At 70.2% G+C, this 24,055-nt stretch carries 20 protein-coding genes and 1 pseudogene; 4 read left to right on the top strand and 17 right to left on the bottom strand.

The features are described from left to right. Positions 1-10: 10 nt before the first annotated feature. From AB0P17_RS37970 to AB0P17_RS37895, 16 genes and pseudogenes are all read right to left on the bottom strand, one after another. Positions 11-661, bottom strand: a complete 651-nt coding sequence (locus AB0P17_RS37970; protein ID WP_365818664.1) for a TetR family transcriptional regulator — start codon at positions 659-661, stop codon at positions 11-13. A gap of 2 nt (positions 662-663) precedes the next feature. Continuing rightward, complete coding sequence (locus AB0P17_RS37965) at positions 664-1,884, bottom strand: cytochrome P450 (protein WP_365818662.1); 1,221 nt, start codon at positions 1,882-1,884, stop codon at positions 664-666. 85 nt (positions 1,885-1,969) lie between these two features. Beyond that, the gene (locus AB0P17_RS37960) at positions 1,970-3,196 is read right to left on the bottom strand and encodes a cytochrome P450 (protein WP_365818660.1); all 1,227 of its coding nucleotides are present in this window, start codon (positions 3,194-3,196) and stop codon (positions 1,970-1,972) included. A gap of 190 nt (positions 3,197-3,386) precedes the next feature. Then, positions 3,387-6,968, bottom strand: coding sequence for a BREX-2 system adenine-specific DNA-methyltransferase PglX (gene pglX / locus AB0P17_RS37955; RefSeq protein ID WP_365818658.1), 3,582 nt, complete (start codon positions 6,966-6,968; stop codon positions 3,387-3,389). Between the two features lie 130 nt (positions 6,969-7,098). Continuing rightward, positions 7,099-7,401, bottom strand: a pseudogene (locus AB0P17_RS37950) (hypothetical protein); the annotation flags it as partial. A gap of 101 nt (positions 7,402-7,502) precedes the next feature. Continuing rightward, complete coding sequence (locus AB0P17_RS37945) at positions 7,503-8,567, bottom strand: alpha/beta hydrolase (protein ID WP_365818656.1); 1,065 nt, start codon at positions 8,565-8,567, stop codon at positions 7,503-7,505. A 227-nt stretch (positions 8,568-8,794) separates the two neighbouring features. Then, on the bottom strand, positions 8,795-9,976 hold the full coding sequence (locus AB0P17_RS37940; RefSeq protein WP_365818654.1) for a macrolide family glycosyltransferase: 1,182 nt from the start codon (positions 9,974-9,976) through the stop codon (positions 8,795-8,797). A 69-nt stretch (positions 9,977-10,045) separates the two neighbouring features. After that, positions 10,046-11,032, bottom strand: a complete 987-nt coding sequence (locus AB0P17_RS37935; RefSeq protein ID WP_365818652.1) for a Gfo/Idh/MocA family oxidoreductase — start codon at positions 11,030-11,032, stop codon at positions 10,046-10,048. Beyond that, positions 11,029-12,438: an NDP-hexose 2,3-dehydratase family protein gene (locus tag AB0P17_RS37930; protein WP_365818650.1), complete on the bottom strand. Its 1,410-nt coding sequence runs from the start codon at positions 12,436-12,438 to the stop codon at positions 11,029-11,031. The genes AB0P17_RS37935 and AB0P17_RS37930 overlap by 4 nt, the downstream gene beginning before the upstream one ends. A gap of 43 nt (positions 12,439-12,481) precedes the next feature. Next, entirely contained in the window at positions 12,482-13,225 is a 744-nt protein-coding gene (locus AB0P17_RS37925) for an NAD-dependent epimerase/dehydratase family protein (protein WP_365818648.1), read from the bottom strand. 40 nt (positions 13,226-13,265) lie between these two features. Beyond that, positions 13,266-14,597: a lipopolysaccharide biosynthesis protein RfbH gene (rfbH, locus tag AB0P17_RS37920; protein ID WP_365818646.1), complete on the bottom strand. Its 1,332-nt coding sequence runs from the start codon at positions 14,595-14,597 to the stop codon at positions 13,266-13,268. A 2-nt stretch (positions 14,598-14,599) separates the two neighbouring features. Further along, positions 14,600-15,610, bottom strand: a complete 1,011-nt coding sequence (locus AB0P17_RS37915; RefSeq protein ID WP_365818644.1) for an NAD-dependent epimerase/dehydratase — start codon at positions 15,608-15,610, stop codon at positions 14,600-14,602. Then, positions 15,597-16,583 (bottom strand): dTDP-glucose 4,6-dehydratase, encoded by a 987-nt coding sequence (gene rfbB / locus AB0P17_RS37910; protein ID WP_365818642.1) that lies wholly within the window; start codon positions 16,581-16,583, stop codon positions 15,597-15,599. Before rfbB ends, AB0P17_RS37915 begins: the two co-directional genes overlap by 14 nt. Beyond that, the gene (locus AB0P17_RS37905) at positions 16,580-17,647 is read right to left on the bottom strand and encodes a glucose-1-phosphate thymidylyltransferase (protein WP_365818640.1); all 1,068 of its coding nucleotides are present in this window, start codon (positions 17,645-17,647) and stop codon (positions 16,580-16,582) included. The genes rfbB and AB0P17_RS37905 overlap by 4 nt, the downstream gene beginning before the upstream one ends. A gap of 118 nt (positions 17,648-17,765) precedes the next feature. Beyond that, complete coding sequence (gene rfbC, locus AB0P17_RS37900; protein ID WP_365818638.1) at positions 17,766-18,338, bottom strand: dTDP-4-dehydrorhamnose 3,5-epimerase; 573 nt, start codon at positions 18,336-18,338, stop codon at positions 17,766-17,768. 60 nt (positions 18,339-18,398) lie between these two features. Further along, positions 18,399-19,907 carry an activator-dependent family glycosyltransferase gene (locus AB0P17_RS37895; protein ID WP_365818636.1) on the bottom strand — a complete coding sequence of 503 codons (1,509 nt, stop codon included), beginning with the start codon at positions 19,905-19,907 and terminating at the stop codon, positions 18,399-18,401. Positions 19,908-20,358: 451 nt separating this feature from the next. On the opposite strand from AB0P17_RS37895, the gene AB0P17_RS37890 reads away from it, so the two are divergent. After that, the gene (locus tag AB0P17_RS37890) at positions 20,359-21,546 is read left to right on the top strand and encodes a histidine kinase (RefSeq protein WP_365818634.1); all 1,188 of its coding nucleotides are present in this window, start codon (positions 20,359-20,361) and stop codon (positions 21,544-21,546) included. Positions 21,547-21,665: 119 nt separating this feature from the next. Here AB0P17_RS37890 and AB0P17_RS37885 read toward each other — a convergent pair whose 3' ends face one another. Next, positions 21,666-22,868, bottom strand: a complete 1,203-nt coding sequence (locus tag AB0P17_RS37885) for a transposase (protein WP_365818632.1) — start codon at positions 22,866-22,868, stop codon at positions 21,666-21,668. 28 nt (positions 22,869-22,896) lie between these two features. On the opposite strand from AB0P17_RS37885, the gene AB0P17_RS37880 reads away from it, so the two are divergent. From AB0P17_RS37880 to AB0P17_RS37870, 3 genes are all read left to right on the top strand, one after another. Next, the gene (locus AB0P17_RS37880; RefSeq protein ID WP_365818692.1) at positions 22,897-23,052 is read left to right on the top strand and encodes an Arc family DNA-binding protein; all 156 of its coding nucleotides are present in this window, start codon (positions 22,897-22,899) and stop codon (positions 23,050-23,052) included. Positions 23,053-23,139: 87 nt separating this feature from the next. Next, positions 23,140-23,748, top strand: a complete 609-nt coding sequence (locus AB0P17_RS37875) for a response regulator transcription factor (RefSeq protein ID WP_365818630.1) — start codon at positions 23,140-23,142, stop codon at positions 23,746-23,748. A 103-nt stretch (positions 23,749-23,851) separates the two neighbouring features. Next, on the top strand, positions 23,852-24,055 hold a 204-nt coding region (locus AB0P17_RS37870; protein WP_365818628.1), incomplete at its 3' end, for a hypothetical protein.

Below are 24,055 nucleotides of genomic sequence, written 5' to 3'. Positions count from 1 at the left end.
ACGGGCGTGTTCACGGGCGATGGGTCGTGGGTGCCAGCCACATTCCCACGAGGGCGTCCACCATGCCGGTGGCCGCGTCGTGCCAGCAGGAGTGGACGGTGCCCGCGCCCTCGGCCAGCGCGCGCTCCCGCTCCGCGCACATGTGCACCATCAGGTGGCGTGCCATCAGTCCGCGCTCCGCGTGCACCTCGGCCGACAGATCGGGCAGGGTGCGGTTCAGGCCCTCCACGATCCCCCGGAGCGCGGGGGACGTCATCGACTCCTCGATCATGGTGGCGCGCAGCGCCGGGTCGGTCATCGCCTGCGCGCAGAACCGCGCGTACCAGGTGGGTCTGCCCAGTGCCTCCAGATGCTCCGTCAGCGGGTAGACCAGGCAGGTCACCCAGACCCGTACATCGGTGGAGTCACCGGCGCCGGCCAGCCGCTCCGCCCTGATCCGTTCGATCTGCGCGGCGTGCTTGCGGGCGATCGCCCGCACCAGGTCCGCCTTGGTCCCGAAGTGGTAGCCGACCGCGGCGTTGTTCCCCTGTCCCGCGGCCTCACTGACCTGCCGGTTGGAGACCGCGTACACGCCGCGCTCGGCGAACAGCCGCTCCGCGGCGGTCAGTATCGACTCCCGTGTCGCGCTGACCTGTTCGGCCCGTACGGTCCTGCCTGCCATGTTCACCATCTCACCGGTACTTCACGCAGCCCTCCGACCATCAGGCCTTCGAGCTTGGGGAGTTCTTCCACGGTGACAGCGAGGCGCAGCGTGGGCAGCCGGCGCAGCAGCACGTCCAGTACGGCCTGCAGCTCGGTGCGGGCCAGCGCCTGGCCCAGGCACGAGTGCGCCCCGGTGCCGAACGCCAGGTGGACGTTGGGGGTGCGGCCGAGCTCCATCTCCTCGGCGTTCTCGAAGACCCGCTCGTCCCGGTTGGCCGCGCTCATGTTGCACATCATGGTGGTGCCGCGCGGCACCAGCGCCCCGCCGATCTCGGTGTCCTCGGTAATGTACCGCGGCAGGCCGAGCCCCCCGCTGGCGTCCAGCCGCAGCGCCTCCTCCACCGCGGAGCGCACCAGCGACCGGTCGGCGAGCAGCTGCTCCCAGAGCCGCCGGTCGCCGAGCAGCATGGCGACCATCTTGCCGATCTGGTTGGCGGTCGTCTCGTGGCCGGCGAGCAGCAGCCCGCGCCCGGTGGCGACCAGTTCCGCGTCGGACATCCGGTAGCCGTCGGCGCCGGTGGCCACGATCAGTTCGCTGAGCAGGTCGTCGGTCGGCGCGGCCCGTTTGGCGTCGATGTGTACCGCCATGTAGTCGGTGAAGGCGCGGTGCGCCGCCGCGACCTCCTCCTCCGTGTAGCGGGTGAGGTTGAGCAGCGAGTCGGACCAGTGGGAGAACTCCTCCCGGTCCGACTCGGGCACCCCGAGCAGATCGCAGATCACCCACACCGGCAGCGGGAAGCCGAGCGCGGCCTTGAGGTCGGCCGGCTGGCCGCTCGCCACCATCTCGTCGATGAGCCGGTCGGCCATGGCCTCGATGCCGGGGCGGAGCGAGGCCATGCGCTTGGCCGTGAACCACTTCCCGACCAGCCGCCGCCACAGCTGATGCTCCTCGCCGGTGTCGGGGATCGCGGACGACATCGAGCTGTTGAAGAGCCCGCCGGATTTGGTGGCGGAGATCCGGGCCGCGTCGGCGGCGTCGAGCCGGCGGGGGAACCGGGGGTCGGACAGCACCTGCTTGACGTCGTCGTACCGCGTCACGACCGACGCCTCGTCGCCGCTGGGCAGCTTCACCCTGGCGACCGGGCACTGCTGCCGGAGCCGCTCCCACTCGGCGGGCGGCTCCAGGGGCGCGTCGTTGGGGATGGGGTAGGTGAGGACCTGCTCGTCGTCGTTGCGGCTCATCGTGTCTCCTCGGTCAGGGAAGAACGGTCGGGGGAAGAGCTGTTGAGTGCGGAGCTGTTGAGTGGAGAGAGGTCGGCAGCGGCGGTCACCAGGCCACCGGCAGTTCGTACACGCCGTAGACGGATCCGTCGTGCTTGAACGGGATGTCCTCCGTCGCGGCGGCCTGCCGCAGCCCGGGAACGCGCCGGTAGAGGGTGCTGTACGCGACCCGGAGTTCCATCCGGGCCAGCGTCTGGCCCAGGCACTGGTGGACACCGAAGCCGAAGGCCAGGTGGCGGCGGGCGTCGCGGCGGATGTCGAGCCGGTCGGGGTCCTCGAACATGTCGGGGTCGCGGTTGCCGATGTCGTTGGGCACGATGATCCCCTCGCCCGCGCGGATCACCTCCCCGGCGATCTCGATGTCCTCCAGGGCCACCCGGCGGCGCCCGTTGTGCGTGATGTTGAGGTAGCGCAGCAGCTCGTCCACCGCCGAGGCGACCAGCGCCGGGTCGTCCGTGTCCCGGAGCAGGGCGAGCTGGTCGGGGTTCTCCAGCAGGGCGAGCGTGCCGAGCGCGATCATGTTCGCGGTGGTCTCGTGCCCGGCGAGCAGCAGGAGGACGCCCATCTGGGCCGCCTCGGAACGGGTCAGCTCACCGGCCTCGATCCGTGCGACCAGCCCGGAGAGCAGGTCGTCGGCGGGGCGGGCGATCTTCTCGCCCATCAGCCCGTCGAGATAGCCGGCCAGCGCCGCCGAGGCCGCGGCCCGCTCCTCCGGGGCCGCCGCGCGGTTGATGAGGGTCTTGCTGTTCTCCTGGAAGAACTCGTGGTCGCCGTAGGGCACTCCGAGCAGTTCCGAGATCACCAGCGAGGGCAGCGGCAGCGCGAACGCCTGGACGAGGTCGACCGGTACGGGGCCGGCCAGCATGGCGTCGATCAGCTGGTCCGTGATCTTCTGCACGGCGGGCCGCATCGCCTCCACCCGCCGGACGGCGAACGGCGCCGTCACCATCCGCCGCAACCGGGAGTGCTCGGGGTCGTCCATCAGGATGAACCCGATGGACCCCGCGCCGGAGACCGGCACATCGCTCGGATAGCCGGGCCGGGTGATGTCGGAGCTGAGCCGCGGGTCACCGAGCAGGGTGCGCTGGTCCGCGTAACGGGTCACCAGCCACGGCGTGCTGCCGTCCCACAGCCGCACCTTCGCGAGCGGCCCCTCCCGCTGCTTGTCCCGCAGCCCGGGGGGCGGGTCGAACGGGCAGCGCGCCGCCCGTTGCATCGGAAATCCCGGTACGGCGGCGTGCTGGGGGTCCGCCGCGTTCAGTGTGCCGGCCATCGCTCGCTCAACTCCCTCGACTGCGCTCGGAACTGTTCCTTCCGGTGCGGTCAGGCAATCTCACCCCGTAATCTAAGTCAAGCACGTGACTTAAAAACGCGCGCGCCGTCCACGGAACCAGCCACCTGCGTGGCCCCCGTTCCCGCCCGGAACAGCCGGCAGGTCTCGGCGACAAGGCCGAGCCTTCCGATCACTTCCCCCTCGATGTGACTTTCCGCGGTCGCCAGGAGGTCAAGTGGTGGGTGCTGATCCCCAAAGCGGTGCGCAGGCCGTCGAACTCCCGTTGGAAGGCTTCTGCGTGATCGAGGTCCGCGCCTGGCCCTGCCAGGGCCTGCCATTGGCGAATCCATGGGATCAGTTCCTGAATACCGGCGAGCAGGGGGGCGATCTGGTGAACGCTCGGGTGAGACTGCTGCCGGAGCACGCCGACGAGATCCAGCAGCACATGAACGCGGTCCGTATCGCTCCAGCCGGACCAGCCGATCAGCAGGCCGTCTCCGTCGGCAACGGCGCCGGGATAGGAGACGAAGCGTTCCCGGGGAATGTCGAGGCTGCCTCGAAGCGACCAGTAGGAGGCATACCGGAAGTCGGCGGCGCTGAACTTCGGCGGGACGGGGATACCCAGCGCCTCACCCGTCCTGTCCTCGCTGCGCTGGAGCTCCCACACCTGCTCCCACTGGGCGCGTTTACGCAGTCCCGACTCCTTGTACCTCAGCGCCGACACGTAGGGGACGTGCTCGTCGGCCAGAATCGCCGCCAGCACATCACGCAGTGCCGCGTCCCGCCTCCCAAGATGGTCGGTCGCATAGAGCGCGGCCACGGAACGGACTGCGGCATCGACGCCGAGAGCTTCTGCGAGTTGGTCAATCGTCCGGGGACGCGGGTACTTGCTCCCGTTCCTGTGCTCGAACCAGAGTCGTTCGTCCTCGCAACGGCCGAGCAACCAGATACGCAGCGCTTGCGCCTCGCGCCGCTCCCACGGCTCCGACGACCACCGTCGCTTGTACTCCGGGCGCTCGACGACGGAGATCGCCCGGTGGGACTCGATGGCATCGATTCTGGCCCGCACGACCTCCTTGTAGGCAGCCGGCCAGTGCTGCGGAATCTCGGTGATCGGCGTCGTGCTGCGCCTCTCGGGCCAGGGATTCTTCACGAACCACGACTCCGAAGCCTCACCGGCGGCGATTTTGCGTGCCAGCACGATGTCGGAAGCACGCTCGCCCAGCCGCAGCGGAGGCGGTGGAACATCAGGGGAGGTGGTCAGGCGAGCCTGCTCGTCGTCGGACAGCAGTCCGTAGGAGGCGTAGACCTCCCAGTCCAGTTCCTCCTGGAGGGCGATCATCTGACGACGCGTCTCATCATGAGCGGTCCTCGCCACGTCCAAAGCGCTTCGGCTGGGCGGATGGCCCTGCGCACAGACGGCGCTCGGCTCATGGACGTCAAGCAGCCGGGCCAGGGCATGCAGTTCCCGCGCGCGGACAGATGGAGCGGCATTCGGCAGCGGAGTCCGTGAGAGAGACCCCGTGGCGAAACGGTAGGCCCGCGCCCATTCCTCACCGGGCGAAGAGGCGCCCAAGCCGTCGAACCCGGTGGCGGAACCGGTCCGCTTGAGCCAGAAGCAGACCGTCGAAGAGTTGAGCACTCCCAGCAGCGCGATGTACTCGTCCTCGGTCTCGGCGGGGGAGAGTCGCAGTACGGGCGCGGTCCTGCTGAACACTCGTCCGCCGTACTCCAGAGCGAAGCTGTTGTGCGTGGCGACGGACGCGAAAGTGATCACCGGGCCCCGAGGGGCGTCGCGGGACCAGTACCTCCAGGTCCACCATGGCGCGGCCCCGGTTCTGGATGATTCCCGGGCCCCGGGAGCCGTCCGGAGCGTCTGCCGCATCGTCCAGAGGTGGCGTGCCCATGAGGTGCCGAGGTCCAGGTGGAGCGGTGAGCCGTCCCCGTCGTAGGGGGCCAGCACCTCCGTCGATACTTCCGCACGCCAGTCCCGTACGGTCTCACCGGTGATCATGCCGAGGCCCAGCGCGGCCGAGTCCGGATGCCGGACGAACCAGGGCTGTCCGAGAGCGAAGACCTCTCGCTGACCCGGATCCGCGACGACGCCGACCGAGCCGGAGAGGATGTCGGCCAACCGTCGAGGGACCCGCGAAAGCATGTCCATGAGGTCCACGGCCCCACCACCCGTCAACGCCCATGGGAAGCGCGAGAAGCGCCGCCTGGGTTCGTCCTGGACACTCACCCATTCCGAGGTGCTGCCGGGCCGGTCGATCTGGTCGAGGATCGACTTCCACACGATCCCCTCTGCCGGATCCGCCGGCCGCTTCGGTTCACCGTGCACACCAAGAACCGAGCGCACGCGGGTATCCGGCATGGTCGGATCGTTCCGACCGATCAGGATCAGGGTCGGGATCATGTGGCCCGGCAGGTAGACACCAGAGGTGTCGATGACATGTGTCAGCGCGACGCCCGGAAAGAACTCGTCGATCAGCTTCTCGCCGAAGTCACGCGTAGCGAAAGTACTGGATGTGTACTGACCGACGTAACCGCCGGAGGTCCTGCTGTTTTTCCGCACAGCCAGCTGGAACATGAGCTCCGTGAAAAGGACCGAGAGCGGGAATTTCCCGGAGGCCACAGCATACGCCGCCCGATATGTGGCGTTTTTCAACCTGTCGCGCACGGAAGTAAAAGGAGGCTCCGAGATCACGACATGGTAAGAGTTCCGGCCCAGGAGATCGCACGCCCCGGAGAACTCGTCGACGTCCTCGATCGTTCCGGCACTGTCACCCTCCTCCCCCGCGAGGGGCAACAGCGACACTCCCCCAGGGGCGCCGCGCCCGTCCAGCAGGGCGTCGCCCACCGCCACGTTGATCACATGTCCCGGCAGCCCACTCAGCGCCCCGCGCCCGCCGGCCCGCGCAGCGGCCATCAGCAGCCTGAACCGCGTGATGCTCACGGCGAACGGATTCGCGTCGCAGCCGTGGACGGAGTCCAGGGTCCGACGGATCAACTCGTGATCCGGGGTTCCGGGCTCCACCGCCCGCCAGGCAGCCAGAAGCCGATCGAAGAGCCCCAGCGGAAACGTTCCCGATCCGCAGGCCGGATCGATCCCGCGGAATCCACCGGGCCCAAATTCCGCGACGGCCGGATCGACGGTGAGATCCAGGACGAATTCCGCGATGAAATCAGGAGTCCGGACCAACGCGTAGGAATTTCTCGACGCCTCACTGATGTCCTGATACAAGTCCCCCAGGAAGTCGGTATCAAGTTCCGGAGAAGTGAAGTCGATACGAAGAGACCCGTCCTCGCCTCGCCGCCTCCAGAACGCAATCAATTCAGCCGCCGCTTGCGGAGAAGGCGAAAATTCCCACAGGGGATTGCTCGCCCGGTCAAAGATGCGGGCCATCGCCATGTGGGACCGCGCCAGGTGCGTGAACGCCTCCGCCAGCCAGTCCCGGTCGTTGGTCCCGGGACGCTCGGCGCGATAGGCGGCCTGCCGTTCCTCCGCCTCGGCCAGCCGCCGCCCCGGCCCCGCGACAAAGGGCCGGTCGATGAGTCCGTTGTCCTCGCAGAAGCGCACGAACACCGTGCCCAGCATCCAAGCCACCGCGGCCTGAGTGATGCGCTCGTCCCGCCAGGCACCGTACGTGGCGGCTGTGCGACCGGAAGCCCGTGCGTGCTCGTACGCGGCCCGCAGCCTGTCGCGGTACCGGTCGACGTCGTCACTGCGCTCACGGAGGTCCGCCTCCAGCGCCCGAACCTGCTTGCGCACACTCGCGACAAACGCTGCCCTGTCCAGTGAGGGCGCCCCCGTATCAGCTCCGCCAGTCGGAGGCACAGCCGCGACCTCTCCTCCATACGTCGTCGACGCCCACGATCCCCTGTCTCGTCGAATACATCCTGGCAACGAGGGACGGAATGAGGGGGAGGAGGGCGTCCGTCACCAAGTAGTCCCTGCCTGCCGCGAGTGACTCCGCGACATACGCGCGAGTGGACTCCAGGAGGGTCTCAGGCCGGACGCCGGCGGCACCGCCGGCGAACTCTTCGGCCACGGGTCTGAAGGCCGACCGTGTGAGAATGTCGGCTTCCTCGAAGTGGTCGACCGATGCGCCGGTGTCGGCCAGCCACTCGGCTACAGCACGTCACAGGGTGGATTTGCCAACACCAGGACTGCTCCCGATGACGGAAATGAGGTGCGCGGTCATGGTGACACTCTTGCACCCGTGCGATGCCGTCGGCAGCCGGTCGGCCAGGGGGCGGTGCCTCGATGGCTGGTATGGCCGGCTCCTGTCATTCCCGGGCTCGCTCAGGAGGGGCGCGCGCCGGGTGACGTGGGGGATGCCGGCCGGGGGCGGCGGCGCGCGATGCGCAGCCACAGCAGCTGGGAGAAGAGCCAGCGCCGCATCGCGCCGAGATGGGCGGGCGATCCGTGTACGTCGTCGAATGTCCTGAACCGGATGTCGTCGAGCGTCCGGCGCAGCAGCGCCTGCTCCGTGGGCGGGATGATCTCGTCGCGGCCGCTGGCGACGTACCGGACGGGTATCCGCACCCGCCGGAGCTGCTCCGGTGTGAGGGCGAACCGCGGCAGCAGCAGCCGGAGTGCGGTGAGGTCCTCGGCGCCGGTGAGGCGGCGCAGGGTCTCGGTCGTGATGCCGGGCACCCGGGGCCACCAGGTCTCGTCGGTGAAGAAGCCGTCGACGGGTGCGCCCACGGTGAGCACGCGGCGGATCCGCGGGTCCTCGGCGGCGGCGCGCAGGGCGAGATGGCCGCTGAAGCTGAGGGCGAGCAGCGAGGTGTCGGAGACCCGGGCACGGTCGGCGAGCCGGTCGAGCAGGAAGCCGAGGGTGCGCCAGGAGTCCGGGCCGTAGGGGACGGTGTTCTCGCCGACGCCCGGCAGTTCGGTGACGACGGCGGCGAAGCCGAGTCCGCGCAGCAGGGGCAGGAGCGGCGCCCACTGTTCCTTGACGCTGACGATGCCGCCCATGACGATCAGCAGCGGGCGGGAGCGGTCGAGTCCGGCGGCCCAGCAGGCGACGGTGCCGTCGGTGTGGGTGAACTCCAGGCGCTCGACACCGCCCTGGTCACGGCTCCACCGGTCGAAGGTGTCGACGCAGAGCCGCTGGGCGCCCAGGCGGTCGGCGTCACCGTGGTACGGGAAACGGGCGAGCGCGTAGTGCCGGCACGCGTCGAGGAGGTCGCCGCGGTCGGCGGCGGCCCGGCCCTCGGCGGTCCACACCGCGGCCCAGGAGTCCGGGTCCCCCGTGGTGTCGTTGGTGATACGGGCGAGGACCCGTGTGGCGTGCTCGGCCGTCATGCCCTGGCCCCGGGCGTGCAGGCGGGCGAAGTCCTTGAGTTCTTCGAGGTGGTCCATGGTTCTCGGGTCCCGTCCCCGTTCGGTGGGCGGCGCCTTCGGAGGGGCGCCAGGGCGTGTCGCGGAGGTTCCGGCCGGTGTCGTACGGCCGGTGTTGTACGGCCGGTGTCGCACGGCCGGTGTCGCACGGCCGGTGGGCCCGCGCCGGGAGGGCGACAGGGCCGTACGACACCGGTGGGGCCACCCGCGACACGGATCCGCGGCGCGGCGGCGGTGCTCGGCTCGGTTCAGCTCAGCCGGGCCAGGTACGACTCGACGGCGTCGGCCCCGACGGCCGGGCCGTTGACGGACCGCATGCGCTCCCCCATGGCCCGCACTCGTTCGGTCAGGGACGCGTCGCCCGTGACCTGGGCCGCGACCTCGCGCAGGCTCCCCACCGTGACGTCCTCCTTGGCGAGGACACGGCCCAGGCCCAGCTCTTCCACGCGCAGGGCGTTCGCCCGCTGCTCGTTCGTCTGCGGCACGGCCACCATGGGCACGCCGTTGTCGAGCGACTCCATGATGCTGTTCATGCCGCCGTGCTGGATGAACAGCCGGGCGTGGCGGAGCACGTCGAGCTGCGGCGCCCACCGTCGTACGTCGACGTTCGCGGGCAGCGGTCCGAGGTCGGCCGGGTCGGTGTGGTCTCCGACGGTGATGAGCACGTCCCACTCGGAGTCACCGAAGGCCTCGATGGCCATGGTGAAGAACTCCGGCCAGTTCCTGGCCGAGGTGCCGAGCGAGATCAGCAGCACGGGCCGGTCCGCCGAAGCGGGCTCCCAGGTGCCCTGGTAGGGGCGTTCGGCGATGCAGGGGCCGGTGAAGACGAACCGTTCGTCGAAGGTCTCGCCGGCGTACTGGAAGTCGCGCGGGAGGAAGATGATGCCGAGCTTCTCGATCGCCGTGATGAAGCCCATCGGGTCGGCCGGCAGACCGAACCGGGGCAGCACGCCCGCGAGTTTCCGCACCGCCTCCATCATCCGCGGGTCGGTCAGCTCCGCCAGCGGGAACTTCTCCCGGATCGAGAAGTGCTCGTTCGCGCCGAACACCGGATAGGTGCGGATCAGCGGAATGTCATGGCCGGCCGCGTAGAAACGCGCGCCCCACGCCATGAAGTCGTGGACGATCACATCGGGGCGGTTCTCCTCGTAGAACGGCCCGACCTGCTCCACGAGGGAGAGCGCCTCGTCCAGGCAGCGCAGCCCCTCGCCCGCGTTCTCCTCGGGGGTGAGCGGGACGCGGTAGAAGTCGCCGAAGACCGAGTCGTACCGGACCGGTTCGGCGCCGGCGGCCTTCACGATGGGGGCGAAGTGGTCCGTCACGGTGCAGGTGACGCGGTGGCCGCGTTTCACCAGTTCCTCGACCATGCCGATCGTGGGATTGACATGGCCTACGGCCGGAAAGTTGAAGAAAGCGATGTGGCGTCGCACAGGTGTCTCCTTTCATGGGCCGGCGGTGTCCTTCGGCGGGTCGTCGCCGAGGGCCCGGTCAGCGGCCGCTCATCCAGTGGTGACGGGTGCTCCGCGCGAGGCGGAGCGGTGTGTCTCGTCGAGGAGTTCCGCCTGCCGCAGGGTGGTGTGGGTGTCCGGGAGGGCTCCGGCGCGCACCGCGGCCGCGAAGGCGGCGACGGTGGCCGCCACCTGGTCGTGCGGTGCGAGCCGGATCTCCTCGGTCCTCCCGCCGCGGTGCAGGCCGATGACGGGGGCGTGGTCGGCGGGCGGGGTGAACGCCCGGTCGACGGTGATGCCGCCCTCGCTGCCCCACAGTTCGTACGAGGAGCGGTAGGCGTGCTCCATGCCGAAGGTGATCTGGGCGGTGACGGCGCCGGGAGTGCTCAGCAGCGCGGCGCCGGAGGTCTCGACGCGCCGCCCCGCGCCCCGGTCGAGGCGGGCGCCGACGACGTCGAGTCCCGGGCCGAGGAAGTGCAGCGCGGCCCGCAGGGGGTAGACCCCGACGTCCGCCAGTGCTCCGCCGCCGAGTCCGGGGTCGTACCGGATATCGCCGTCCGGGAGCGGCGGGATGGTGAACACCGCCTGGAACGCGCGGAGTTCGCCTATCGCCCCGTCGGCGATCAGCTCCCGTACGGCGCGGTGCCGGTGGTGATGGACGAACATGACGTTCTCCATGAGCACCAGGCCGCGGGCGCCGGCGAGTGCGAGCAGTTCCGCGGTCCGGTGGCGGTCCGTGGTCAGGGGCTTCTCGGCGAGGACGTGCCGGCCCGTGTTCAGTGCCGCCTCGGTCCACCGGGCGTGCAGCGCCGCGGGCAGCGGTACGTAGACGGCCTCGATGTCGTCGCGTTCGAGGAGCGCGCCGTATCCGTGCACGGGACGGCAGCCGAAGCGCTCCGCGACCTGCCGCGCCTTGGCCGGGTCCCGGCTGGCCACGGCCGCGATCTCGATGCCGGGGCAGGCCGCGAAGGCGGGGAGCATGCGGCGCAGCGCGATGCCCGCGCATCCGAGCACCCCCACCCGCAGGGGTCCGGTCACCGGGTGCTCAGCGCCGTCGCGTGGAGGCAGGCGAGCATGGTGCGGGCCTGGACGTTGAGGTAGTGGCCGTGCCGGACCAGGAAGGTGAGCTGCTCGCGGGTGACCCAGGCGTAGCCGGGCGGCGGGTCGAGCGGGGCGTCGGCCTCGTCCGCGTCGACGATGAGGAAGCGGCTCTCGGCGTTGAGGAAGCGCCCGCCCTCCTCGGAGTGCACGACTTCGTACCGGATGCGGTCCGCGCCGGCCCGCAGCACGGTGTCCAGGAACCGGGGGCGTTCCCTCTCGGGCAGGTGGGCGTAGTTGTCGGGGGTGCACTGCACGGTCGGTCCCAGCTCGACGGTGTCGAGGAAGCCCGCCTCGACCCGGGCGTGCACCAGCACATGCGGGACGCCGCCGAACTCGCGGGTGAGGAAGGCGGTGACACCCAGGCCGACCGGCTCGAACAGGGGCTGGGTCCACCCCGTCACCTCACGGTTCCCCGCCTGTACGGAGACGGCCACGACGTTGAAGTAGCGGCCCTCCTCGTGCTCGATCGCGCTCTCGCCGCGCTTCCAGCCGGGAATGGAGTCCAGGGGGACGCGCTCGGTCCGTACGGAGTGGCGGGTGCGCTCGCCCGTGATCCAGGAGAGCAGTTCGGTCTCGGAGTGCAGGGCACCGTCCGAGGTGTCCTCGAAGGGCAGGCAGGACAGCACCGTACGGGAGTCCATGTTGACCACGTTGTCCCGGCGCAGCAGTGCGTGGATCTGTCCGAGGGTGAGCCAGCAGAAGTCGTCCAGCAGCGGCACGTCGCCCACCGCCTCCACGACCATGTTGCGGTTGGACTTGCGGTAGAACCACGAGCCGTGCTCGGACTGGAGCACGTCCGCGATGATCCGGCCGCGCTTCGGCCCGACGAAGTATTCGAGGTACTTGACGTCCGCGCCCTGGTGGGCCTTGGTGTAGTTGCTGCGGGTCGCCTGGACCGTGGGCGAGAGCTGGAGGAGGTTCGGGTTGCCCGGCTCCATCTTCGCCTGCATCAGGAAGTGCAGCACCCCGTCGAACTCCTTGACGAGGATGCCGAGGATGCCCACCTCGGGCTGTTTGATGATGGGCTGGTACCAGTCGGCGTAGGGGCCGTCGCCGTGCGGCTCGGCGTCCTCCGTGATGTGCAGGCCCTCGACGGTGAAGAACCGGCCGCTGCGGTGCACCAGGTTCCCGGTGGACTCCTGGAACGACCAGCCGTCCAGCTCCGCGAACGGTATCCGCTCCACCCGGAAGGCGTTGGCCCTGCCCCGTTCGGCCAGCCAGTCGCCGAAGTCCTCGGTACGCAGGTGCGCGCCCCGGGCGGCGGCCGACAGGGCGATGCGGGCGGGCAGGCTCGGGTGCTCCGCTGTCTGGTTCTCAGGTATCTGGATGAGTGGGGACGGCATCGGAGGGACTTCCCGCCTTTCTCGTGACGCGTACGCGGCCGGGTCAGGCATGTTCGGCCGCGAGGAAGTGGTTGAGGACCAGCTGGTAGTAGTCGGGGCCGAAGCCCATGTCGGCCACGTGGGGGACCAGGGCGCGGAGCTTCCGGGTGGAGATGGCGTACGGGACGCCGGTGGCCACGTACTCCGTGCGCGGTTCCAGCCCCAGCGCGCCGGCGAGATGGCCGACGATGTCTTCCACCGGGACGGCGAATCCGGAGGCCACGTTGACCGTGTCGGCCCGCGGGCCCGTGGCGAGCAGCCGGTCGATGACGGTGATCGCGTCGCTGACCCGGATCAGGTCACGGGTGGCGCCCCGGTGCAGGGTGACCACGCCCTCGCGTACCTGCCGCACGAGCGTGGGGACGAGCTGGTGGTACCGCCCGTGCGGTCCCACCAGGTGCGCGAGCCGGAGGATGAGGTGGTCGGCCCCGGAGTCGCGCAGCTGCTGTTCCAGGGCGAGTTTGTGTGCGCCGTACGGGGTGCAGGGGGTCACCGGGACGTCCTCGCTGCCCGGTCCCTCGGCGCCCCCGTACATTCCGGTCGCGGCCGTGGAGAAGAACAGCAGCCGCTGCCCGTCGGCCGCGCACCGCTTGGTGACATCGCGGAGCAGTGCGGCCTCCCGTGCGAAGTCCGCGTCGGAGGCGCCGCTCGTTCTGGATTCCCCCGCGGCGAGGGCCACGGTGTCCGGATGCAGGCCGGCCAGCGGACGCAGACACCGTGCCAGGAATCCGGTTCCCACTATCTCCATCGTCGTCTTCCTGATCTCTGGGGAGGCGATGGGTCCGGGCTCAGCCGCGCTGCGCCACGAACTCCTTGATCGTGGCGGTCACGTAGTCGAGCATTTCGTCGGTGAGGCCCGGGTAGACGCCGACCCAGAAGGTGTGCTCGGTGATGATGTCGCTGTTGGTGAGGTCGCCGACGACACGGTGGGGCTGGTCGATGTAGGCGGGCTGGCGGGTGAGGTTGCCGGCGAACAGCCGCCGGGTGCCGATCTTCCGTTCCTCCAGGTGGGCGACGAGTTCGGCGCGGGTGAAGCGGGCCTCGGGGTCGACGGTGATGACGAAACCGAACCAGCTCGGCTCCGAGCGCGGGGTGGGCTCGGGGAGCAGCAGGCCCGGAACCCCGTCGAGCCCCTCGCGCAGTCGGCGCCAGTTGCGCCGCCGCGCCTCGATGAAGCCGTCGAGCCGGTCGAGCTGGGTGAGGCCCAGCGCGGCCTGGATGTCGGTGCCCTTCAGGTTGTAACCGACGTGGGAGAAGATGTACTTGTGGTCGTATCCGGCGGGCAGGTTGCCCATCTGGTACTCGAACCGCTTGAAGCAGGTGTTGTTCTTGCCGGGTTCGCACCAGCAGTCCCGCCCCCAGTCGCGCAGTGACTCCACGATGCGGGCCAGGCCGAGGTCGGAGGTGAGGACGCAGCCGCCCTCGCCCATGGTGAGGTGGTGCGCGGGGTAGAAGCTGACCGTGGTGAGGGCGCCGAAGGTGCCGGTGATCCGGCCGTCGTAGGTGGAGCCGACCGCGTCGCAGTTGTCCTCGATGAGGAAGAGGCCGTGCTCCTCGGCGAGCTGGGCCACCTCGGCGACCTCGAAGGGGTTGCCGAGCGCGTGGGCGATGATGATCGCCCGGGTCTTGGGGCCGATGGCCGCCGCCACCCGGTCGGCCGTGGTGTTGTACGTGGCCAGGTCCACGTCGACGAAGACCGGCAGGAGCCCGTTCTGCAGGATCGGGTTGACGGTGGTGGGGAACCCCGCCGCGACGGTGATCACCTCGTCGCCCGGCTTCAGCCGCCGGTCACCGAGCTGGTGGGAGGTGAGGGCCGAGACGGCGAGGAGGTTCGCCGACGAACCGGAGTTGGTCAGATGGGCCTTGCGCCGCTTCAGGCGCTTGGCGAAGGCGGACTCGAACTTCCTGGAGCTGGGCCCGGCGGCGATCCGCAGGGTCAGCGCGGCCTCGACGATCGCGACCCGGTCCGCTTCGTCCAGGACCGCCCCGGACGGCCAGATCTCGGTCACACCGGGCACGAACTCCCGGTCGGGCGCGGTCTCCCGGTGGTACCTGCGGACCTCGTCGAGCACCCGTTCCTTGGTGTCGGCGGTATCGGCGTTAACGGCGGTATCGCTCATCGTCATTCCTTTTCGTTGGCTGGCGTCGGCACCGCGGCCGCGAGCAGGTCGCACAGCGAGTCGAGCAGCGAGTCGTCAAGGGAGCGCCGCGGCTGCCATCGCAGGAGCCGCAGCGCCCGGGACACGTCCAGTTGCAGCCACTCCGCGTCCGTGCGCGCGGGCCGGCCGGCGTCGGCCTCGGTGACCGGGAGGTCCACGCCGCTGAGTTCGACCATGCGGTGGATCAGCGCACGCATCGGGACGGCCTCGCCGCGGCCGATGTTGATCACTTGGCCGCCGAGCTCCCCCGCCGGTGCGACGGCGGCGGCCCGTACGGCGTCGACGGCGTCCCGCGCGTCCACGATGTCGCGGTGGGCGCGCAGCGGCGGGAGCCTGAGCTCGTCCGGTGTCCTGCCCAGGGACCGGGCGCGGGCGGCGGCGCCGAGGTGCGCGGCGACCATGCCGAAGAGGCTGCCGGCCGGCACCCCGGCGCCGATCACGTTGGCGAGGCGGAGCACCACACCGTCGAGGCCGTGGTCCGCCGCGGCCCGCAGCACGATCCGGGTGCCGAGGAGTTTGGTGCGCCCGTACGGGGTGACGGGGGCGGGCTCCTGCTCCTCGGGGGTGCCGGCCCCCGGTGTGCCGGCGCCGTACTCGTGGACGGTGCCGAGCTGGATGAACCGGGGCGGGCGCGGCAGGCCGGCGAGTGACTCCGTGACCCGGGCCACCAGGTCCGCGTTGCCCGCGGCCATCTCGGCCTCGCCGGACCGCCAGACCCGGCCGGCCGCGTTGACCACCACGTCGGGCCGTACCGAGCCGAAGAACCCGGTGAGTTCGCGCGGGCCCGCCGCCAGCAGGTCCATGCGGACGGTACGCGGGTCCGCCGGGCCGCCCCGCGCCGGGCTCCGGGACACCAGGTGCACCAGGGCGCCGTCGGCGGTGAAGGCCTCGCCGAGGCGGCGGCCCAGGTAGCCGGTGCCGCCGAGCACCACGACACGGAGCCCGGCGGCTCCGCCGGTGTCAGCCGTCGGCATGTCCGGCCTCGTACATGACGGTCTTCCACCAGTCGGTGTGGTCGCGGTACCAGGCCACCGTGGCGGCCAGGCCCTCCTCGAATCCGGTCAGCGGCGCATAGCCCAGCTCGTCCCGGATCTTGGACTCGTCGATGGAGTACCGCAGGTCGTGCGCCTTGCGGTCGGCGACGGGGCGGATCATCTCCGGTCCCGAGCCGGTCAGTTCGAGGAGCCGCTCGGTGATTTCGCGGTTGGTCCGCTCGTTGCCGCCGCCGATGTTGTAGATCTCACCGGCCCGGCCGCCCTGGAGCACGAGGTGGATGCCCCGGCAATGGTCGTCCACGTGCAGCCATTCGCGGACGTTGCGTCCGTCGCCGTACAGCGGCACCTGCTTCCCCTGCAGCAGGTTGGTGACGAACCGCGGGATGAGCTTCTCGGGGTGCTGGTACGGCCCGTAGTTGTTGGAGCAGCGTGTGACGGAGAGGTCCACCCCGTGGGTGCGCCAGTAGGTGCGGGCGACCAGGTCGGAACAGGCCTTGGAGGCCGCGTAGGGGGTGTTGGGCAGCAGCGGCAGGTCCTCGGTCCAGGAACCCTCGTCGATCGAGCCGTACACCTCGTCGGTGGAGACGTGCACGACCCGCTCGACACCGCTGTCCAGCACGGCGTCGAGCAGTGTCTGGGTGCCCAGGACATTGGTACGGAAGAACTCCCCCGCACCCTGGAGCGAGCGGTCCACGTGGGACTCCGCGGCGAAGTGCACCACGGCGTCGTGTCCGGGCAGCAGTTCGCGCAGCAGGCCCGGGTCGCAGATGTCGCCGCGGACGAACTCCAGGCGCGGGTGCGAGGCCGGCAGGTTGTCGCGGTTGCCCGCGTAGGTCAGCTTGTCCAGCGCGGTGACCCCGGCGTCCTCCCACCCCGCGTAGGTGTTCGCGAGGAGGTTGCGGACGAAGTGGGAGCCGATGAAACCGGCCGCTCCGGTGACGAGGATCCTCATGCCGCGACTTCCACTCGGGTGTGGTCTCCGACGACCAGGCGGTAACGGTCCGTGCTCTCCAGCGTGGTGCCGACGGAGGCGGAGCGGCCGATGAGGGAGTTGCGCAGGCCCTGGACGCCGGTGACCGACGCCCCGTCCAGGGCGATGGAGTACTCCAGCCGGCTTCCGGTGACCGCGCAGCCGCGTCCGATGGACGTGTGCGGGCCGATGTGGCTGTCCTCCACGACCGTGCCGGCACCGATGATCGCCGGCCCCTCGACGCGGGAGCGCACGACGCGCGCCCCCTCTTCCACGACGACCGGTCCCGCCAGCACGCTGGCGCCGTCGACCTCGCCGGCCACGGAGGGCCGCAGGCTCTCCAGGATGCGCTGGTTGCACTCCAGGACGTCCTCGACGTTCCCGGTGTCCTTCCAGTAGCCCTCGTACTGGCCGGCCCGTACCTCCGCGCCCGACGACACCAGCCACTGGATCGCGTCGGTGATCTCCAGTTCGCCGCGGGCGCTGGGCTCGATGGCCCGGACCGCCTCGTGGATGGCGGGGGTGAAGAAGTACACGCCGATCAGGGCCAGGTCGCTGCGCGGCTGCCGCGGCTTCTCCACCAGGCGCAGCACGGTGCCGTCGGGGCCCAGTTCGGCCACGCCGAAGGCCCGCGGGTCCGGGACCTTGTGGACGACGACATGGGCGGCCGGGCGGTGTGCGGCGAACTCCTCGGCGATGCCGGCGATCCCGTCGGGCAGCATGTTGTCGCCGAGGTACATCACGAAGTCGTCGTCACCGAGGAAGTCCCGGGCGATGGCGACGGTGTGGGCGAGGCCGAGCGGGGCCTCCTGCCGGATGTAGGTCAGCCGTGCCCCGAACCGCGATCCGTCCCCGAGGGCCTGGTGGATCTCGGGGGCGCGGTCGCCGACGATGACGCCGATCTCGGTGACGCCCAGGTCCAGGATGTTCCTCAGGACGTATTCCAGGACCGGTGTGTTCGCGATGGGGATGAGCTGTTTGGGCATGGAGTAGCTGAAGGGCCGTAGACGGGTTCCCGATCCGCCGGCCAACACCAGAGCCTTCATGGCTGGTCCTCTCGAATCATGTGGTGGTGCCTCTTCGGTCCGGTGCGCGGTGTGCGCGGCCGCTCGGACGTGCCGTTCTCGGTGTGCCGGCGGGCGGCGGGACAGTGGTGCCGCCGCGTCAGGCGGCGTGGAAGTCGGGCAGTGTGCCCGCTGCGAGGGCCTCGGCCAGGGAGGGCGCACGCGCGTCCTTGTCCGAGATCAGTGGCTCCCCGGCGCAGTTCCAGGGCAGGTCCAGGTCGGGGTCGAGCGGGTTGATGTCGATCTGTGTGCCGGGGACGTACGTGCTGGAGACGACGTAGCAGATGCAGCTGTCGTCGGTGAGCGCCAGGAATCCGTGGCCGACGCCTTCCGGGACGTACACGGACCGGCCCGAGGCGGCGTCCAGTTCGTTCACCTGGTGCCTGCCGAAGGTGGGCGAGCCGACCCTGAGGTCGACGACGATGTCGCGCAGCACGCCCCGGACACAGGTGACGAACTTGGCCTGCCCCGGGGGGATGCTCACGCTGTGGATGCCGCGCAGGGTGTGGCGCCTGGAGACCGAGTAGTTGATCTGACGGGGCCGGAAGGTGATCCCCGCGGACCGCTCCAGTTCGTCGGTCCGCATCGACTCGTAGAACACCCCCCGGTCGTCGGAGAGTTGGTCCGGCTCGATCAGAAACGTGCCGGGGATGGTGGTTTCCTCGATGCGCACGGTTCGCTCACCCTTTCGTCCTGGACTCGACTCGTGTGGTGCGGGCGGAGGCCGGGTTCGCTAGCCGCGGTGTTCCGCGGTCAGCCGCTCCAGGACCGGGACCACGTCCTTCGGCGCCGGGGCGGCCAGCATGTCCGCGTGGAGACCGCGGGCCCCGAGCTGGAAGGAGGGCTCCTCGATCAGCCGGAGGAGGTCCTTGCGTACGGTGTCGGCGTCGAGCGCCGCCGGGTCGGCGGCCAGTCCCGCGCCCCGGCGGGCGACGTACCGCGCCGTGACCATCTCGTCCCACATCGGGAGCGGCACGACGAGCTGCGGCACCGTGAACGCGACGGCCGCGGCGAACGTCCCGCCGCCACCGTGGTGGATGATCGCCGAGCTGGTGGGCAGCACCTGGTTGAGCGGTACGTACTCGATCGCGCGGACGTTGTCCGGGAGGGTGCCCACGGCGGTGAGCTGCTCGCTGTTCAGCGTCGCCACCAGCTCCAGCTCCAGGCCGGACACGGAGTCGAAGAACTCCCGCATCGGGAAGCCGCTGTGCCGGCCGGCGAGCAGCCGGCGGCTCACCCCCAGGGTGAGCACCGCGCGGGGCCGCTCGGGCCGGGAGTGCAGCCACGGGGGAAGTGTGGCGGCGCCGTTGTACGGGACCCGGCGGACCGGGACGTACGTCAGGTCCAGCGGATCACGCATCCGGGACTGGGTCAGGTCGAGGGTCCACTGGCCGACCAGGGTCTCCTCGGCGAAGTCGAGGCCGTAGCGCTCCAGCACCGGGCCCAGCCAGGACATCCACGGGTCCTCGGTCACACCCGAGGACGGATCGGCCAGCTCCTGCCGCGTCCTGGAACGGATCAGACCGATGTTGTCCATACCGAACAGGAGACGCGCGTGGGCGGCGCCGCAGGCACGCGCGGCCACCGCCCCGGTCGGCGCCAGCGGATCCCACAGCACCAGGTCGGGGCGCCAGTCGCGGGCGAACTCCACCAGCGTGTCGAGGACCGGCCGACGCCCGCCGTCCGCCGGCTCCGGCGGGTAGTACGCGTGGAACATGCCCGCCAGTACGGCCCTGGCCTGACGCCAGGCGTTCTCGTCGGCGGGATCGAGCGCCAGGGTGGGCCTGTTGGGGCCCGCGCCGGCCATGAGGGGCGCCAGCGAGGCGGTGAGTTCCTCCTTGCCGCCCAGCGACACCGCGGTGAGGCCGGCCGAGGTGATGTTCTCGATCACCTTCGGGTCGACCACCCCCTCGGGGCTCGCCACCACGACCTCGTGACCGGCACTCTGCAGCGCCCATGCCAGCGGGATGGCTGGGTAGAGATGTGCCGATGTCGGAAAGATGGTGAAAAGAACGCGCATCGCTGACCTCTCCGAGACTGCCGGCCCGACGCCGACGGCGTGCTGTTCGCTCGAATCCTGCGAGGGGGCTCTAAAGAGCCGCTTGTGCAGAGCGGACAGGGAGCGGCCTCCGGCGACGGCCGGCGCGGCGGTCGGCACGGTGACCGGCACGGTGACCGGCACGGCGGTCGGCACGGTGACCGGCACGGTGACCGGCACGGCGGTCGGCGCGGTAACCGGCACGGCGGCCTCCGCGGCGACCTCCGCGGCGGGCAGGCCTCAGGTCCCGCGCGGGCGTTCGAATGTCGCGGCGCCGGACGACCGACGCCAGGGCCGGTCGCTCACAGCCCGGTTCCGGGCTCGCCGGTCACCCCGGAGCCGCCCCGCGCCGGGGACATACCCGCACTCATCACCCTTTTAATGATCCATCCATCACGCACCCACCGGAACACCCACCCGCCGCACCCCATACTGGGCGCCTGACCAGCAGGAACAGCGAAACACCGCAGAGGCATGACGATCGATCGGTTCCATAAACTTGTGCCCACGAGACCCTGATCGCCGCACAGTCTTCACTGAGTTGACTTATCCTCCCCGCAGGATGACGCACATGTTGCGGGGGACAGTGCAGATGATGGACAGTCATGAACGTTCCGGCCGTGCGGACGAGTCGAGGGGGAGCAGACCCGAGGCGGTGGCCCCGCCCAGTCCCAGCATCGGCCTTCCCGTTTCCCGGCCGGCCCGCGCCCTCCTCGTCGCCACGCTGCTCGGCTACGCGCTCCTCACCACCGCGGGCATCCTGAGCGCCGGAATGCCGCAGCCGGCCGAGGCCGTCAGCCTGCTCCTCCTCCTGCCGCTCCTCGCCCTGCAACTCCTCCACTCCGCACCGGGCGGGAGCCGGGCTCCCCTGCCCCGGAGATGCCTGACCCTCACCCTCCAGGCGCTCCTGACCTACTTCCCCGTCGTCGTCTTCGGGACCTACTGGGAAACCATGGCCGGCTACCTGGCCGGCTCACTGCTGCTCCTGCTGCCACCCCGGGCGGCCTGGCCGCTCTACGCCACCGTGGGCCTCAGCATGCTCGTCCCGCCGCTCCTCGACGCCCGCACCCTCATCGAGAGCGCCGCCTTCTCCCACACCACGCTCCTGCCGGGACTCGTCCTCTACGGGCTCACCCGGCTGACGGAGCTGACCACACACCTCCACACCACCCGCGCCGAACTCGCCCGCCGAGCCGTCACCGGCGAACGGCTCCGCTTCGCCCGCGACCTGCACGACCTCCTCGGTTTCAGCCTCTCCTCCATCACCCTCAAGAGCGAACTCATCCACCACCTCATCCCCACCCAGCCGCAGCGCGCCATGGAAGAGGTCGGCGAGGTCCTGACCATCGCCGGCCAGTCCCTCGCCGATGTCCGCAGAGCCGCCAGCGGTTACCGCACCCTGTCGCTCCGTCAGGAGATCAGAACCGCGCGGGCGATGCTCGACGCCGCGGGCATCGACGTACGGGTGCAGGTCGAAGTCGCCGCACTCTCCCCCCACGTCGAGACCGAATTCGCCACCACGCTGCGCGAAGCCGTCACCAATCTCCTGCGGCACAGCAAAGCCGCACACTGCCGCATCAAAGCCGTCCAACAGGACGGCCTGGTCCGCCTCGTGGTCGAGAACGACGGCGCGGACCCCGCCCACCACAACCCCGGATCCCACACGGGCAATGGACTCGGCAACCTCCACGCACGCATGACCGCACTGGGCGGACGCCTCGAATCGGGCCCCGGGGAGGACGGCACCTTCCGTCTCCTCGCCGAAGCACCCGCCAGGAGAACACCGGACCCTTCCGCGGAACTCAGGGAGATCACCTTCCCGCCCAACGGATCAGCCGCATGACCACGCGCCCCCGCGGCAACGGCACGGACCGCGCCGCCTCGCCACGATCCGGGCCCTCACGGACCACAGACGGGAGCTCATTGACATCCTCCCCCAGCTGAAGCAGGGGGATTCCTGGCTCAGGCTGCCTGGGGGAGCGGCGCTCCCCCAGGTCTTCCGCCATCGGCACCAGCCGGGTTGAGACCAGCCCGGACGAGCATCACGCGGGCGGAGTTCTTGTCCCTGGGGGACACGGCTCCGCACGCGGTGCACGCGTAGGTTCGTTCGGAGAGGGGGAGTGCGTGCTTGGTTCTCGCACCGCACTGGGAACAGTCCATCGTCGTATGGGCCGGGTGCACCAGGTGCACGGTGCGGCCGTGCTTGCGGGCCATCGCGGTCAGCGCGGTCTTCGTCGCCCCGATCGCGGCGTCGGCGGCCTTGCGGGCCATCGTGGACTTCGCGAGGAATTTCGGTTTGAAGTCCTCGACGGCGATGTGGTCGAAGTCGCGGACAACAGTCTTGGCCCATTTGCGGGCGGTGTCCTGGCGCTGCCGGGCAGTCTTCTTGTGGACCTTCGCCGCCGCGCGGGACGCCCTCCGGTAACCCTTCGACGCCGGCTTCCCGCGCGCGGGCTTCCGCCTGGCCATCTGCTTCTGGTACCGGGCCAGCCTGGCGGCTGCCGCGCGGCCGTGCTGCGGGTGCGGGAGGTCGTGGGCGTCGCTGGTGGTGGTCGCGGTCTCCTTGACCCCCCAGTCGATGCCGATCACCGTACCGGTGGCGGGCAGCGGCTCGTTGAGCGTTTCCACGACGAACGAGGCGTACCAGTGGCCGAGGCTGTCCCGGTACACCCGCACGCTCGACGGGGCGGCCGGGAGCTCACGCGACCAGACCACCGTCACCGTGATGCCACCGGCGAGGTGCAGGCGTCCATCCTTGAGGCGGAACCCGCGCCGCGTGTAGTTCAGGGACGGCTCGGCGCCGTGCTTCCTCTTGTACCGGGGCATCCCCGCCCGCCGCGCAATCGGGACGCGTGCCGTGAAGTCCTTCAGTGCCTTGGCGCGGGATTTCGCGAAGTCCCGGATCAGCTGCTGCTGCGGGACCGAGGATCCTCCGCGAAGCCAGGCGTTCGCGGCGCGCGCCTCGGTCAGCATCCTGTCGAGGCGGGCCGGGCCGCATTTCTCATCCTCGGCGCGGGCCTTGCGGGACCGGGCGACGGACTCGTTCCAGATCCACCGGCAGCGCGACCACTCGGCCTCAAGGCGGGCGGTCGCGGTCGACGACACGCGGAGACGGTAGGCGTACCGGGCGCACCCGGTCTTACCTGTCTCCTGAATTGTCGTCATGACGTCAGTCTAGCACTACAGTTGAGGCATAAATGATGAAAAGCGCACCATCCTCCGCCTTCCTGAAGACCTTCACCAGTGGCTCGCCGACCAGGCCCGCGCGGCTCACCGGTCGGTCAACGCCGAGATCGTCCACCGCCTGGAGGGCGAGCGCGCCGCCGTGGCAAACGCCGAATCGCCCTGAGGGCGAAAACTCTGCTACCCCTGCCCTGCTTCGCAGGAGTCCGATTCCTCCCCGGCCTGAAGGCCGGGGCATCCTCGGAGGACTTCGGTGATACGCATACTGATCGCCGAGGACATGAACATGGTCCGCGGCGCCTTGGTCGCCCTGCTGAATCTCCACGACGATCTCGAAGTGGTCTGTGAGGTCGAACGCGGCGACGAGATCGTCGACATGGCGCTCAAGTACCGGCCCGAGGTCGCCGTCATCGACATCGATCTGCCCGGTGTCGACGGTCTGTCGGCCGCGACGCAGCTACGCGAACGGCTCCCGCAGTGCGGCGCCCTCATCCTCACCAGCCTCGGCCGGCCCGGCACCCTGCGCCGGGCCCTGGAGGCCCGGGTCTCCGGCTATCTCCTCAAGGACGCCCCCTCCTCCGAACTCGCCACCGCCGTACGACGGGTGGCCGCGGGACAGCGGGCCTTCGACCTGGAACTGGCGCTGGCGGCATGGGGAGAGTTCGAGAATCCCCTCACCGACCGGGAGGCCCAGATACTGCGGCTCACGGCGGAGGGCGAGGAGGCACGGGAGATCGCCTCTGTGCTGCGGCTGTCGGTGGGGACCGTACGCAACTATCTGACCACCATCGTCAGCAAGCTCAACGCGCGTAACCGGATCGACGCGATCCGCATCGCCCGGAACGCCGACTGGCTGCCGTGACGGCGTCCGCCGGTCGCGGTCACGCGGCTTTGGCCGATCACAAGGGTCGCTCAATACCGTGCGCCGGCGGACAGTTCGCCGCGTCGACGGGAAGGAGCGGCCGGTGGCCGTTGACACGACTCAGACGAGTGACCCGGGGCCCTCCGGGGACCACCCGGACGGAACGGCCCGTCCGGCTCGGGCCCATGTGATCCGTGGTCCGGAGAAGGCGATCCGTCGTCTGGAGCGGGTGATCATTCGTTTCGCGGGTGACTCCGGTGACGGGATGCAGCTCACGGGTGACCGGTTCACCTCGGAGACCGCGTCC

This window comes from Streptomyces sp. NPDC088124 (genome assembly GCF_040685895.1).
GTDB lineage: Bacteria > Actinomycetota > Actinomycetes > Streptomycetales > Streptomycetaceae > Streptomyces.
Note: the sequence above shows the minus strand (reverse complement) of the source record. Positions and strands in the feature narration are given on the sequence as shown.